At 49.6% G+C, this 14,476-nt stretch carries 13 protein-coding genes, 1 tRNA gene and 1 riboswitch; of the genes, 5 read left to right on the forward strand and 9 right to left on the reverse strand.

Going from position 1 to position 14,476, the window contains the following annotated elements; genetic code table 11:
- Positions 1–378: 378 nt before the first annotated feature.
- Positions 379–666 (forward strand): ComEA family DNA-binding protein, encoded by a 288-nt coding sequence (locus tag ACTHUR_RS00005; RefSeq protein WP_004520163.1) that lies wholly within the window; start codon positions 379–381, stop codon positions 664–666.
- A gap of 188 nt (positions 667–854) precedes the next feature.
- Positions 855–1,349, forward strand: a complete 495-nt coding sequence (locus ACTHUR_RS00010; RefSeq protein WP_049337096.1) for a type IV pilin protein — start codon at positions 855–857, stop codon at positions 1,347–1,349.
- Positions 1,350–1,420: 71 nt separating this feature from the next.
- Here ACTHUR_RS00010 and ACTHUR_RS00015 read toward each other — a convergent pair whose 3' ends face one another.
- The 7 genes from ACTHUR_RS00015 to metK form a co-directional block, all read right to left on the reverse strand.
- Complete coding sequence (locus ACTHUR_RS00015; RefSeq protein WP_049337089.1) at positions 1,421–2,245, reverse strand: undecaprenyl-diphosphate phosphatase; 825 nt, start codon at positions 2,243–2,245, stop codon at positions 1,421–1,423.
- Positions 2,246–2,289: 44 nt separating this feature from the next.
- Positions 2,290–2,931 (reverse strand): thiol:disulfide interchange protein DsbA/DsbL, encoded by a 642-nt coding sequence (locus tag ACTHUR_RS00020; protein ID WP_049344447.1) that lies wholly within the window; start codon positions 2,929–2,931, stop codon positions 2,290–2,292.
- A gap of 11 nt (positions 2,932–2,942) precedes the next feature.
- Entirely contained in the window at positions 2,943–3,962 is a 1,020-nt protein-coding gene (locus ACTHUR_RS00025) for an SPOR domain-containing protein (protein WP_440361151.1), read from the reverse strand.
- 154 nt (positions 3,963–4,116) lie between these two features.
- On the reverse strand, positions 4,117–5,613 hold the full coding sequence (locus ACTHUR_RS00030; RefSeq protein WP_049337086.1) for a YifB family Mg chelatase-like AAA ATPase: 1,497 nt from the start codon (positions 5,611–5,613) through the stop codon (positions 4,117–4,119).
- A 13-nt stretch (positions 5,614–5,626) separates the two neighbouring features.
- Positions 5,627–5,947: an accessory factor UbiK family protein gene (locus ACTHUR_RS00035; RefSeq protein ID WP_004521053.1), complete on the reverse strand. Its 321-nt coding sequence runs from the start codon at positions 5,945–5,947 to the stop codon at positions 5,627–5,629.
- Between the two features lie 124 nt (positions 5,948–6,071).
- Complete coding sequence (locus ACTHUR_RS00040; protein ID WP_004521055.1) at positions 6,072–7,139, reverse strand: DUF1176 domain-containing protein; 1,068 nt, start codon at positions 7,137–7,139, stop codon at positions 6,072–6,074.
- A 171-nt stretch (positions 7,140–7,310) separates the two neighbouring features.
- On the reverse strand, positions 7,311–8,480 hold the full coding sequence (metK, locus tag ACTHUR_RS00045; RefSeq protein ID WP_004521057.1) for a methionine adenosyltransferase: 1,170 nt from the start codon (positions 8,478–8,480) through the stop codon (positions 7,311–7,313).
- 173 nt (positions 8,481–8,653) lie between these two features.
- A riboswitch (SAM-I-IV-variant riboswitch) is annotated at positions 8,654–8,764 on the reverse strand.
- 108 nt (positions 8,765–8,872) lie between these two features.
- Between metK and ACTHUR_RS00050 the strand changes: the two genes are divergently transcribed.
- Positions 8,873–9,751 (forward strand): lysophospholipid acyltransferase family protein, encoded by an 879-nt coding sequence (locus ACTHUR_RS00050; RefSeq protein WP_440361150.1) that lies wholly within the window; start codon positions 8,873–8,875, stop codon positions 9,749–9,751.
- A 49-nt stretch (positions 9,752–9,800) separates the two neighbouring features.
- On the opposite strand, the gene ACTHUR_RS00055 is transcribed toward ACTHUR_RS00050, so the two are convergent.
- Positions 9,801–9,877, reverse strand: a tRNA-Pro gene (locus ACTHUR_RS00055).
- A gap of 204 nt (positions 9,878–10,081) precedes the next feature.
- Between ACTHUR_RS00055 and recC the strand changes: the two genes are divergently transcribed.
- Together recC and ACTHUR_RS00065 are read left to right on the forward strand one after the other, a co-directional pair.
- Entirely contained in the window at positions 10,082–13,381 is a 3,300-nt protein-coding gene (gene recC / locus ACTHUR_RS00060; protein WP_004521059.1) for an exodeoxyribonuclease V subunit gamma, read from the forward strand.
- A gap of 3 nt (positions 13,382–13,384) precedes the next feature.
- Positions 13,385–13,891: a thioredoxin family protein gene (locus tag ACTHUR_RS00065; RefSeq protein WP_004521060.1), complete on the forward strand. Its 507-nt coding sequence runs from the start codon at positions 13,385–13,387 to the stop codon at positions 13,889–13,891.
- Positions 13,892–13,967: 76 nt separating this feature from the next.
- On the opposite strand, the gene ACTHUR_RS00070 is transcribed toward ACTHUR_RS00065, so the two are convergent.
- On the reverse strand, positions 13,968–14,453 hold the full coding sequence (locus ACTHUR_RS00070; protein ID WP_440392563.1) for a GNAT family N-acetyltransferase: 486 nt from the start codon (positions 14,451–14,453) through the stop codon (positions 13,968–13,970).
- Between the last annotated feature and the right edge of the window lie 23 nt (positions 14,454–14,476).

The following is a 14,476-nucleotide window of genomic DNA, read 5'->3' on the forward strand; positions in this document are numbered from 1 at the left end:
TGAAACGACTCAGCGCCGATGATAGTGTGGTTCTTCCATGTGAAAGTAGGTCACCGCCAAACACTCATTCCGAAGCCCCCGACTGATGTCGGGGGCTTTTTACATGCCTGTCGGTTCTGTCGGTTTGATGACTCATGCATTCTTGTTGTTTAAATTAAAGGATGATAACTATGTTGTTATTCTTGAACATAAAGTGCCGAAAGTTACGGTTAACTGTTTAGAATATTTGAAATCGAACGGTATTTGCGTTATTATGTCGTATGCATTTATATGGAATAGGGCCGTGTTCTACTGTCGTGTGGCAGTGTCTGCGGGGAAGTAAAACTGTCCTGCAGCCGGCCCGGTTGATTCAATCCAACACGTTATAGGAAAACCCTGATGAAGAAATTTTTATTTGGTGTCTTTGCCGCCGTGTGTACGGCATTCTCTTTGGCTGCCGTGAACGTCAATACGGCCTCTTCTGCCGAACTGGAGGCATTGCCGGGTATCGGCCCGGCTAAGGCGAAAGCGATTGTGGAATATCGTCAGAAGAACGGTGCGTTCAAATCGGTGGAGGAGCTGAAAAACGTGAAGGGCATCGGTGATGCGGTGCTGAACAAGTTGAAGGCGGAGGCGACGGTTTCTTCTGCCGCGCCTAAGGCCGCGCAGCCTGCCGTGAAAAAATAAGTCTGACGGACGTTTGTGCCGTATATGCCGCCCCGAGGCCGAACCGTTTGCCGGTTGGGCCACGGGGCGGCTTTGTTTGGGGGTGGGAATAAAACTTGAACCAGTGGAGACTTTACATGGGGTGAAGGGATAAACGGATAGGGTGCCTCTTGTTGGATAGAGATATAGAAGATAAAGGGAAGAAAGATATGTACTTAAAGGCATTTGACAGAAAATGGGATAGGGCAACTGTGCAGAGGGGCTACTCCTTGATACAGCTGCTGGTGGTGATGCTGCTGGTTTCGATCTTGGCAACGGCGGCCTTTACGGTCTATCGGGAATCGGTCCGCTCGGCCAACCTGCGTGCGGCTCATGCAGCGCTGCTGGAAAATGCGCGCTTTATGGAGCAGTTCTATACGAAAAAGGGCAGCTTTAAGCTGACGTCGACGAAGTGGCCGGAACTGCCGGTGAAGGAGGCGGGCGGTTTCTGTATCAGGATGAGCGGTCAGGCTAAGGGCATCCTGGAGGGTAAGTTTACCTTGAAGGCGGTGGCGCTGGACAGGGAGGCGGAGCCGAGGGTGCTGCGCTTGAACGAGTCGCTGACGGCGGTGGTGTGCGGGAAGATGAAGGGGAAGGGCAGCTGTACGGACGGTGAGGAGATATTTAGGGGCAATGATGCGGAGTGTCGGCCTTTTACGGGGTAGAAACCTGATCTAAAGGGAGGAAGCGGATAAAGAAATAGGACGTGCTCAGGCACGTCCTTTAGGGAGAGGGGCTATTCGCTCCAGCTGACCCAGCCCAGCATCCAAGTAAGGAGAATCAGACCACCAAATACAATACGGTAGTAGGCAAAAGGTACATAGTTTTTACTGGAGATAAATTTCAGCAAAGCTTTTACTGCCAATAGACCGGCGATAAATGCTGCGATAAAACCGATGGCAATTTGTCCGACATCTTGTAAGGTAAAGAGTTTGTAGTTTTTTAAGATGTCGTAACCTGTTGCCGCAATCATCATTGGTACAGCAAGGAAGAATGAAAATTCGGTAGCCGTTTTACGTTCTAATCCCCACAGCATACCGCCCATGATGGTGCTGCCTGAACGTGATGTCCCAGGGATAAGGGCACAAATTTGGGCGCATCCTACAACAAATGCGTCGATTGGGCGCATATCGTCTACATGATTGACTTTAGGTTTGGCTGTTGTTTGGCGTTTTTCAACCCATAAAATGAAGAAACCACCGAGTACTAGCATAGTAGCAACAGTAATGGGGTTGAAAAGATGCAATTTAATTTGTTTACTGAATAAGAGGCCAACAATCGCAGCGGGGATGAACGCGATAAATAAATTCAGCACAAAGCGATTGGCTGTTCGCTCTTTGCCTAGTCCTTTTATGATATGGGTAAATCGTTGGCGATATTCGAATACGACGGCTAATACGGCACCGAGCTGGATGGCAATTTCGAATACTTTTCCGTTGCTTTGGAAATTCATTAAGTCGCCAAATACAATCAAGTGACCGGTACTTGAAATAGGGAGGAACTCGGTTAAACCTTCGATAATACCGAGAATAAGTGCTTTAAATAAAATCAAAATGTCCATAAGTTTTCAGACGGCCTTGAGGCCGTCTTTCTTTTGTTGAATAGTTAAAGTGGTTTTGAGGATTGTTCGCGGCGGACTTTGACGATGAGCTCGTCTATGGTTTTCATACCGACTTTCCAGTCGCTACCATTGAAATTGACTTTGTATTTACCACCGACGATGACAGTTGGTGTGTTTTCAATTCGATAAGTTTCCGTCAATTGCTGCATTTTTGCAGCAGCCGACGCGGCAGCAGGGCTATTGTAGGTTTGAAGTAGTTTTTGACTGTCAAAACTTGTCTGTTTGCCGACCCATGATCGGAATACATTTGCATCAGCCAAGTTAATCTTCTGTTCGTAAACAGCTTTGAAGATGACTGGATTGGCCTGATATTTTAAACCTGAAAGATTGACGGCAGCGGCTACTTTGGCCAAGCCTAACATTTCAGGCATCCAAACGACGTGTTCTGTCCGTAAGGAAACATCTTTGGCAAAGGTTTTGCTGTGTTGCAACAAAACTGGATCGAGATGGTAACAATGGACGCAGAAGTAGCCGAAAAATTCTAGCACTTCAATTTTTCCGGCTTGCTGCTGCGGGATAGGGCGACTAAGAACGGTATAGTCCACGCCTTCGGTAGCAGCCTGCGCACTCAGACTGAGCAGGATCAGGCTGAGTACGGCAATGGTTTGTTTCATACGCTGCTTCATCAGTGATTCCATTATTTGGTAGAACGAATCAAGCTGTTGATATTATGGTCTTGCAGGTTTTTTTGCAGTTTCACAGCGGCTTCCTGCTGCATAGTGTTACTTTGAACTCGGTAAATGGTTTTGTCGCCGTTTTGCGATTCAACCACTTTGGAAGAAACACCTAAAATAGCCAGTTTTGCACGTTGTGAATCTGCGCTGGAACGGTCTGCATATGAACCAAGTTGCAGGAAGGCTTTTTTACCGCTGTTGGCAGCTGCTTCGGCTTTTTCTGCTGACTGTTTATTTGCAGCGTTGCTGCTTTCTTTTGTTGCAGAGGCATTTGCTGCTTTACGTGCTTTTTCGATGCTGCCGCTGTTGAGGATTTGCTCAGGTGTCGGCTTGTTTTGTTTTTTGGCTTCGGCTGCTTTTTTCTCAGCCAATTTGCGCTCGGCACGCTCTTTTTGTTTGTCGGTCAGTTGGTCGGCTGCTTTTTTATCTTTTGCAGTTTTATCAGTAGCTTCTTTTTCAGCTTTGGCTTTTTCTGCGCGTTTTTTCTCTAATTCGGCTTTTTTCTCGGACAGTTTTTTCTTGGCGGCTTCTTTTTCTGCTTCCGTTTTTGCGGCTTTTTCTTTGGCTTCACGTTCGGCTTTGTCGGCGGCGGCTTTTTCAGCTTTTTCTTTGGCTTCACGTTCTGCTTGTTCGGCTTTTTCCTGAGCTTCTTTTTCCGCTTGAGCTTTTTCTTCAGCTTCTTTGGCAGCCTTTTCAGCCTCTTCTTTAGCTTTGGCTTCTTTCTCAGCAGCTTCTTTTTCTGCTTTGGCTTTTTCTTCATCTGCTTGGGTAGATGAAGTGTCGGTGGTTGGGCGTTTCTCTGCTTTGTCCTGAGGTTTCAGGATTTCAGGTTCTTCGCTTTGTTTAGGCTGAGTCAGCTCTTTGAAAACGTTTTGGTTGCCTTGGTTCAAGAAGAACAAAATACCGGCAATAATACCTGTTGCCAGTATCAGGCCGAAAAAGAAACCGGCCAAGCCTTTGCCATATTGTGTAGATTTTTTCATGACTTACCTTGTAATAATGTGTTCAGACGGCCTGAAGGGAGACTGTCTGAGTTTGGATTCGATATTTTATCAATAACCGTTATGGACGGCAAAATCCTGATGCTTTGTTTACTCTAGTTTTACTTAAACATAAAGATTCAGGCCGTCTGAAAAGTTAAAGGGCGCGACGGAAGCCGATGGCTTTCATCACATGGGTTTTGCTGACTTCTTCGTCGCCTGCCAAATCAGCCAGCGTACGGGCAACGCGCATGATGCGGTGGAAGCTTCGAGCGGAAAGGGATAGTTTTTCGAGCATGGTTCCCAAGGCTTCTTGCGCTTCTTTTTGGATGCGGGCTTTACCATCGAGCTCGCTGACACTCAGTTCGGCATTGACTTTGCCTTGTCTGTTGTATTGGATTTTGCGTGCGGCGGTAACGCGTTCCAATACTGTGGCACTGGATTCGCCTGCTTCTTGTTGCATCAATTCGGCAGCGGAAAGGCTGGGTACTTCGATGGTTAAATCAATACGGTCGAGCAATGGCCCTGAAATTTTGTTGCGGTAGCGGGCAACGCTTTCAGGCGTGCAGCAGCAAGGTTTGGATGGATGACCAAGATAGCCGCAAGGGCAGGGGTTCATGGCGGCGACAAGTTGGAACTTGGCCGGATAAACTGCTTGGCGTGCGGCGCGGGAAATATGGATTTCGCCGTTTTCCAAAGGTTCGCGCAACACTTCTAATACTTTACGGTCAAACTCGGGCAATTCGTCTAAAAACAACACTCCGTGGTGCGCCAATGAAATTTCGCCCGGACGCGGGTCTGAACCGCCACCCACCATAGCAGCCGAGCTGGCACTGTGATGAGGGCTGCGGAAAGGACGGTTGCTGTCGAGTTGCTGTTGATGGTTGGGCAGGAGCGAACGCAAAGCCCATACTTCGACCAATTCGTCTTCGGTCAAAGGCGGAAGGATGCCGGGCAAACGTTGCGAAAGCATGGATTTGCCCGTACCCGGCGGGCCCATCATCAACAGGCTGTGTCCGCCTGCCGCTGCGATTTCTAAAGCAAGGCGAGCGGTATGCTGGCCTTTAACATCGGCTAAATCAGGTATTTTACTTTGTTCAGACGGCCTTTGCGTCAGCTTGCATTCAGTTTGTGTCAGCGGTTCGATACCGTTTAAATGTGCGGCCACTTCGCCTAAAGAACGCGCACCATAAACCGCGATACCGCGCATAACGGCAGCCTGTTCGGCATTTTCTTGCGGCAAGACGAACGAACGACCTGCCTGCATTCCCTGCCATGCCATGGCCAGCGCGCCGCGTACGGGACGCAGCAGCCCGGACAGCGCCAATTCTCCGGCAAACTCATATTGCGCGAGCTTTTCAGGATTAATTTGTCCCGATGCGGCAAGAATGCCCAAGGCAATCGGTAAATCGAAACGGCCGGATTCTTTGGGGAGGTCGGCCGGTGCGAGGTTGACGGTAATTTTCTTGGCGGGGAAGTCGAAACCGCTTTGGATGATGGCGGCACGCACACGGTCGCGGCTTTCTTTGACTTCAGTATCGGGCAAGCCGACGATATTGAAATGTGGCAAGCCGTTGGCAAGGTGGGCTTCCACTTCGACCAACGGCGCATTCATGCCGCTTAAGGCGCGGCTGTAAACCAAAGCAAGCGACATGTTTCAGACGGCCTTATTCGGCAGCTTCAGTTTGTTGTTTGATTTCGGCAACAGCTTCTTCCGCAGCAGCTTCGGCCGCTTTCAAAGCAGCTTCTTCAGGCTCTTGAGCGGCTTCGAGTTTGACCAAACGGGCTTCCAATTCGGCCAGTTTGGTACGGGTTTTAATCAAAACCTGTTGTTGGATGTCGAATTCTTCGCGGGTCACCAAGTCCATGCGGTTGAACGCGCTGCCGAGCATGGCTTTAACGTTTTTTTCCATGTCTTTGGCAGGGCTGTTGGCGATGGTTTCGCTGATTTTGGAGCTGACTTCTTCAAAAAGTTGTTTGCCGAACATAATCCGTATCCTTTATTCAGAATGTATATAGAAATTCAAGTGGCTATTGTATAAGGAAAAAGGCCGTCTGAAAACGGGAATTTTGAGACGGCCTTTGCTTTCTATCGTAAATATTCCGTGTATTTTAACGTTCAACACGGGCTTCAAAAATAGGCATCAGCCACGCGCCGCCTGTGAAGCCTTTGCATGAACCGGTGGTGTGTTCCTCACTGCGGACAAACGTTTTACCGTCCCACACCGCTGCATTACCAGACCAGCAGTCGCCGATCCCTCGGCCTTTGAAGCTGCCGCTAAGGGTGGCTGTTTTCTCATCGAATCCACCGTGACCGCCGTATGTCATTGGCGGTAGCACTTGTTCGATTTTGGTTAATTCTTTGTTGGCAATGGCATAGTAGCCGCCGGTTTGATAGGCTCCGCCGATACAGATGGCCTCTACCAATACTTGTTGTTTGTTGAGCGGATAAATACTTAGGCTGCGATTCCAATCCATGTGCTCTTTATCATGCAGGGCGGGGCAGTAATTGTCATCGTCAGTGGGAGCATAGTTGTTGCTGTCTCGCAGCAGTTTCATGACGGCATTGTGGCGCGGCGTGTTTTGCTCCAGCGTATCGCCTGCATTTTTCGGCACGGCAACGGCGCGGATAACGGGTTTGGGTTGAGGATTGAGGACTGCCTGACTGCTGTTGCCTTTGCGTATCAGTGCGGAAGGTGTGTTCAGACGGCCTTGGAATTCGTCCGTTTTCAACATCGCCGCCGCTGCGCCTTTGTCGGACAAATGCCATTCATATTTTCCAGAGCGGATGCTGATTTTGCTCTCTTTTTTCAATGCTTCGAGTAAGGCACTGGTTTGCGCGCTGCTCAATTTGCCTTGGCCTTTTTTATTGAACGCCAATTTGCCCAGTGATTTACCGTTCAATACCAATTCGTTGCGGGTTGCAATGCTGGCGAGTTGTGCTTCATCGTCATTAAATGGCAGTAGGGAAACTTCGCCAATTACTGCGGCATTCGCCCCTGCTTGTCGGGTAAACAGGATAGAAACCGGTGGTTCTATTTCATCTGCTTGGTATCCGGCAAGACGGCAGGTGCCGGTATTGTCGCAAGCAATGTCCCAGTCTTTGTAATTTTGATAAAAGCCTTGAGGCGGAGCAGCCAGTGCGGTGGCAGGCAAAACAGCCAGCAGCCATTTCTTCATGATGTATGCTTTCAATTTTATTTATGTAGATTCACAAAGACAGCATAGCAATCCAAGGTTTCGTTGCGCTGTTTTTGTGAAAATACGATGTGTCGTTCGTAAAAAGGTTTTGAATATTTAGATGTAAAAAGGCCGTCTGAAACTCCCGTTCAGACGACCTTTATTATTTTTTTACACGCCTGCGGCTGCTTTCAATGCGGCTGATTTGTCGGTGCACTCCCAAGTAAATTCAGGCTCTTCGCGACCGAAGTGGCCGTAGGCGGCGGATTTTCCGTAAATCGGGCGCAGCAGGTCGAGCATTTGGACGATGCCTTTAGGGCGCAGGTCGAAATGTTCGCGAACCAGGGCAATCAGTTTTTCTTCGCTGATTTTGCCGGTGCCGAAAGTATCGATGGAAATCGAAGTCGGTTCGGCAACGCCGATGGCGTAGGAAACTTGGATTTGGCATTGGGTTGCCAAACCGGCGGCGACGATGTTTTTCGCAACGTAGCGGCAGGCGTAAGCGGCGGAACGGTCCACTTTGGACGGATCTTTGCCGGAGAATGCACCGCCACCGTGCGGAGCTGCGCCGCCGTAGGTATCGACGATGATTTTGCGGCCGGTCAAACCGCAGTCGCCTTGCGGGCCGCCGATAACGAAGCGGCCGGTCGGGTTGATCAGGTATTTGGTTTCGTCGGTCAGCAGTTCAGACGGCAGAACCGGTTTGATGATGTGTTCGATCACGGCGTTTTTCAGCTCTTCGTAACCGATAGACGGATCGTGCTGGGTAGACAGGACGACTGTGTCGATGCGTTTTACTTTGCCGGTTTCGCTGTCGTAAACCACGGTCAGTTGGGCTTTGGCATCAGGACGCAGCCAAGGCAGGCGGCCGTCTTTGCGCAATTCGCTTTGGCGTTGCATCAGGCGGTGGCTGTAATAGATGGCAAACGGCATCAGGGTAGGGGTTTCGTCGCAGGCATAGCCGAACATCAAACCTTGATCGCCCGCGCCTTGGTTCAGGTCGATGCCTTCGCCTTCGTTCACGCCTTGGGCGATGTCCGGAGATTGTTGGTCGTAGTACACGCCGACTGCGCAGCCGTTGGCATCAAAGCCCAGCTCGGAGGAGTTGTAGCCGATGCGTTTGATGGTTTCGCGTGCAACTTTGATGTAGTCCACTTGGGCGGTGGTAGTGATTTCGCCTGCCAATACGCACAAGCCTGTGTTGACCAAGGTTTCTGCTGCGACACGCGCTTTGGGGTCTTGCGCCAAGATGGCATCCAAAATCGCATCGGATACTTGGTCGGCAACTTTATCCGGATGGCCTTCGGATACCGATTCGGAAGTAAACAGATATTCGCTCATTGCTATTCTTTCATTAAAAACAGGCTGCTGTGTTTTCAGACAGCCTTTTATTTCGGACAGCGGAAATCATAACAAAAACTCCGCTTTTTCTCTATACAAGTGAGAAACATTCGCACTTGTCTGCTGTTTCGGAATCCTGTTGCACGTTTCTTACAGGCAAAAAAATTCCCGCATTAAGCGGGTTTGGATTGCTCTGGCGAGCCACATCGGTTTTTCAACCGTCCACCTTACCTTTCCGTTTGAAAAGCAGGTTGGCATGGAATTCCCAACTCTTAATGCAGCGCGGATAGTAGCAGAAAAGCAGGTGTGCCGCAATATATTTGCCCGAAGTCTGTTTTGTTCAGACGGCCTGTTTCGTTTACAATCTGTCCACTTCATTTTGGTAAAACCTTATGCAAACGCTTGTTACCTTTGTTTTTAAATTTTTGGCCGCGCTGCCTTTGGCTTGGTTGCACAAATTAGGCAATCTGCTGGGCAGTTTGGGTTTCCGTTTGCTGTCGAAAGATCGCCGACGTGTTTTCGAAAACATGAAACTTGCCGGCTTGAACCCGACGGACGAGGCGGTGAAAAAAGTTTTCCGTGAAACGGCAAAAGGCGGCTTGGAATTGCCGGTGGCGTTTTTCAGACGGCCTGAGGAAATTGAAAACCTGTTTGTCAGCGTCAATGGTTGGGAACATGTTCAGACGGCCTTGAGCGCGGGCGAAGGTTTGCTGTTTATCACGCCGCACATCGGCAGCTATGATTTGGCCGGCCGCTACATCAGCCAGCAGCTGCCGTTTCCGCTGACGGCGATGTACAAGCCTCCGAAAATCAAGGCTTTTGATGCGGTGATGCAGGCGGGGCGCGTGCGTGGCAAGGGTAAGACTGCGCCGACCAGCATTCAGGGCGTCAAACAAATCATCAAAGCGCTGCGCGGCGGCGAAGCGACCATTGTGTTGCCGGACCATGTGCCGTCTCCGGAAGAAGGCGGCGACGGCGTGTGGGTAGACTTTTTCGGCAAACCTGCCTACACTATGACGTTGGCGGGCAAGCTGGCGCAAGTCAAAGGCGTGAAGGCTTTGTTTTTCTGCGGCGAGCGTCTGCCCGATGGGAAAGGCTTTGTCTTGCACATCGAGCCTTTGCGCGGCGAATTGAACGGTGATAAGGAGCACGACGCGCGTGTTATCAATGAAAATACCGAATATTGGATACGCCGTTTTCCGGAACAATATTTGTTTATGTACAACCGCTACAAACATCCCGAAGGCGCGCCTTTCCCGCCGGAAGTATAGGCTTGCCGAATGTAAAAAAACCTGCTTGGACTCAAGCAGGTTTTGTATTTGGTCGGAATGAGAGGATTCGAACCTCCGACCCCTTCGTCCCGAACGAAGTGCGCTACCGGGCTGCGCTACATTCCGAATGTGGGAAATTATAGGATAGGGGAAGCCGGTTTGTACAGAGGTCGATAAATAATTAATAATTGGCTGCTGATGGGTTTGTTGTGTTTTAGGCCGTCTGAAGCGATGTGTTTCAGACGGCCTGTGTTTTTGTTTGCCGCTTCTGCTGAAGCATTTGTCCTAATGGCATTATAATGTGGGCAATTGTTTTTTAGATTGTCTGCTATGTTTTATCTTTATCAGTCCGACCGTTTGGAAGCGCTTGCCGAAATGTGCGCGCATATTCATCAGGCCTTGCCTTTGGATGTGGTATTGGCACAGGAAGAAGTGGTGGTGCAGAGCCAGGGGATGCGGCGTTATCTGAATGTGTTTTTCGCGCGCAAACTCGGCGTGGCGGCGAATTTGAAGTTCAGCCTGCCTGCCGGTTTGGCGTGGCAGCTGATGCGCAAATTGGTTCCCGATGTGCCGCCGCTCAGTCCGTTTTCGCCTGAAGTTATGCGCTGGCGTTTGCTGGATTTGTTCCGCAGCGAAGCGTTTCAGACGGCCCCGGAGTACGAAAACGTGCGCCTGAAGCTGGAAAGTTATTTGCACAGCTCGGCATCGGCGGATTATCAGCTTGCCGGACAGATGGCAGATATTTTCGACCAATATTTGGTGTACCGCCCGGATTGGATTGATGCGTGGCAGGCTGGGAAGCTGCTGGGTTTGGGCGATGATGAGGATTGGCAGGCGCGGCTGTGGCGTTATTTGGATGATGGCAGCCAATCGGCGCCGCACCGCGTGGCCTTGTGGGAAAAGCTGTTGGCGCAGTTGGATAAATCGGTTTTGCCGCAAAGGTTGTTTGTATTCGGCATTTCGACAATGGCACCGATGTATCTGCAACTGCTGCACCAAATTTCCAAGCATTGCGATGTGTTTGTGTTCGCGCTCAACCCGAGCAGCCAATATTGGGGCGAGGTCATCGACGAGGCGCAAATTTTGAAAAGGGGCGATGAGGCGGATTTGTCGCAGGCAGGGCATCCGCTGTTGGCTTCTTTGGGCAAGCAGGGACGCGATTTCTTTGATTTTCTGTCGGAAGTGGAAACCGAGCAGGATATTCAGGTTTATGAAGAGGGAAGAGACGATACCTTGTTGCATTGCCTGCAAAACGATATCCAAAACTTGATCATGCCGTCTGAACGCTTATATCAACAGGAAGAAGGCGAAGCAGGCGCGCAGCAGGCTTTGGTTCAGGTTCACGATGCGGACGGCAATCCAGTGTGTGTCGAGCCGGACAAGCTGCTGAACGACGGCTCAGTCAAAATCGTTGCGGCACACAGCCCTTTGCGCGAATTGCAGATTTTGAAAGAAGAGCTGTCGCTGGTGTTGCAAAAAAATCCCGACTGGCAGCCGCACGATATTGCCGTTTTGACGCCGAACATCGAGCCGTACAGTCCGTTTATCGAAGCCGTTTTTGGACAGGAGCATGTAGGCAGCCAGGCTTTGCCGTATTCGATTTCGGATGTGAAACTCAGCCGCCGTCAGCCCTTGCTGTATGCTTTGGCGCAAACTTTGGACTTGCTGGAGAGCCGGTTTGAAGTGGACAAGGTTTTGCCTTTACTGGAGAGTTGGTTGGTGCTGCAACGCTTCGGTTTGAGCGAAGAGGATGTGCCGCTGCTGCATGAGACTGTTGCCGGATTGAATGTGCATTGGGGGTTGGACCAAACCATGCGCGAGGGTAAAGACAACCTCTTTACTTGGCAGCAGGCGGTAGAGCGTTTGGCCTTGGGCTGGATGCTGCCTGAAGGCGGCAACGGCATGTGGCAGGGCGTGAGCGCGTGGCATAGCAATGTCAATCAGCTGGACGTGTTCAGCGGTTTTGCCGAATTTATCCGTACTTTAGCCGATATGGCGGCGCAATGGCAAGAGCCTGCCAATGTGGAGAGCTGGGTGCAGCGTTGCCGTGATTTGCTGGAGAAACTGTTTGCTCCGGATACGGACGACCAATACGCCAAGCAGCAGTTTGAGCAGTCTTTGGCGAAATGGCAGGAAGAGGCGCAGTTGGCCGAATTTGACGGATTGTTGCCGTGTAAAACCGTTATCCGCCATATCCGCCGCTTTTTGGACAGCGAAAGCCAAGCCGGATTTTTGAGCGGCGGCATCACTTTTTGCAGTATGGTGCCGATGCGCAGCCTGCCGTTTAAAATGGTTTGCCTACTGGGTTTGAATGACGGCGATTTTCCTCGCAATACCAAAGCGGCGGTGTTCGACCTGATTGCCAAACATCCGAAAAAAGGCGACCGCGCCCGCCGTGACGACGACCGTTATCTCTTCCTCGAAGCCTTAATCAGCGCGCGCGAAATGTTGTATTTGTCTTATATCGGCCGCGATATACGCAATGATGCCGAGTTTGCGCCGTCTTCATTAATCAGCGAGCTGCTGGATACCATCGCCGCCATGACGGGGAAAAGCGGGCGTGAGTTGTCGGAGAAATGGGTGAAACATCATCCTTTGCAGGCGTTTTCGCGCCGTTATTTCCAAAAGGACGCGCTTTCAGACGGCCTCTTCAGTACGCGCCAAGATTATGCCGATGCATTGAACCAACCGCAAGCGGAAGCGCAGCCGTTTTTCCTTGAGGCTTTAAGTCAGGAAGAGCCGGGCAAAACCATTCATCAAGGCGAACTCATCAGTTTTTGGCGCAATCCTGTCAAAGTTTGGCTGAAGAAAAATTTAAGCTGGGATCAGCCGTATCTGGACGGCGCATGGGAATCTGCCGAACCGTTTGAGCCGCAACATGAAGGTCGGATTGCCGATGCCTATTTGGATGCGCGGCGCAAAGGTGAAGATTTTGAAGATACGGCCATTCGGCTGAATGCAGAAAGTCTGATGCCGGTAGGCGAGTTGGGCGGCTTATGGCAGAAGCAGTATCAGATATCTGCGAAAAACGTGGATACCGAGTTGATACACAGTAACAAAAGGCCGTCTGAACCTTATGAAGAATCCTTTGACGATTTGGTTTTACAAGGCACCATCGGCAATCTTTATGAGTGCGGCCGCATTGTGTTCCTAAATCAAAAAGACAATGCACCCAACCGCATTGCCCGTTTATTGGAGCATTTGATTTTTTGCGCCATCGCCCCTAAATCCGTTGAAAGCCGACAAACCTATATTGTCAGCCTGGGACAGACCGAAACCTATGCCGCCATCGGGCAAGAGGTGGCGAGGGCACTTTTGAAAGAATGGTTGGTATATTTCCGAATCGGACAAAATACCCCCTTGCCGTTTTTTGCCAAAACCAGCCTTGCCGCTGCGGAGGAGTACAACAAGAAAGAGGATTGGGATGCTGCCTTGAGAAAAGCCCATGATGTTTTTAATGGCAATAAAATGAGCAAAGGGCAGAAAGAATATACCGAAGTGAAGCTGGTGTTTGGTCATTCGGAAGAATCGCCGCTTGATGAGCCACTATTTGAAAACCTCGTCGTCAATCTACTTGTTCCACTTTTGACCGGCGTAGCAGGGAAAACCAATGCAACAGAACAGGAGTAAAGCATGGCCACTTATGCAGAATATTTGGATTTTGATACTGAAGAAGACAAATTGAAACAGCAGCAACTCTATCAGGCGACCGAGTTGTCGGCGCAAACGGTAGCAGAGGTTAAAAAGATCAGTCGTCCGCAAAACTGGTTGCTTGCCGCTGCGCCATATTGTCCTGATTGTCGCGTGTTTGTGCCGTTTATTCAGAAAATGGCGGAGTTGAACCCCAATATCCGCGTCAACTATATTGCCCGTAACGATTTTGACGACAGCAGCCGTTTCGATAATCCTCGCCAACAGGAAATCGTCCGTACCAACCAAAAAATTCCTGCACTGTTCCTGATGGGGCATGAAGAGGCCGGGCCTGTGTTTAACGAGTTTCCGCAAGTGGTGTTAAACCAAATTGCGGCAGATGAAACCGGTCGCACGGAATTGCGCGATGCGTACCGTGCCGGCGAATTTAATGCCGATATTGAGGCTCAGATTGTAGCGGCGTTGGCATGGGCAGAGCAGCGTTGTTGAGTAGATATTGTTGGTGTGTAAGACTATATTTTGAGCCACTTTGATAAAGGGGACAATTTCTAGTGTAATTTAGTTCTTACCTAGATTTTCTCATTATGTATTTACGTTCTGGAACTTCAATGGTTTGAACAATTTCAAATCCCTCTTTTTGGTAGAGGTCTCTAGCTATTTGATTTGACTCAAAAACCGTTAGGGAAATACTTTCTATTTCTTCATTTTCAAACATTTCTTGAAGAAAGTATTGAAAAGCTTTTCTACCTAATCCTTTTCCCTGCTTCTGTGGAGCTATGAGAAATCTTCCAATATGAAGATTTTTATCTTCTAGTTTGATTTTCTGGATGATGCCTACAAACTCTTCTCCAACAAAAATGGAAAAAATCCCTTCCATCTTTTGCAAGGATTGGGCAATCAAGGGATAAGAAATCTTTGGCCCCATCCATTGCTTCTGAAAACTTTCTCCCAAAGCATTAGACCACTGACAAATGAGTTGGGCATTTTCTAACTGAAGTCCTTTTTCAAAGTGAATTTTCATATTTGCTCCTAAAACTTCTCTTATATCCAACTATTATACTCTTTCTCATATTT

This window comes from Neisseria sp. P0021.S007 (assembly GCF_051956855.1).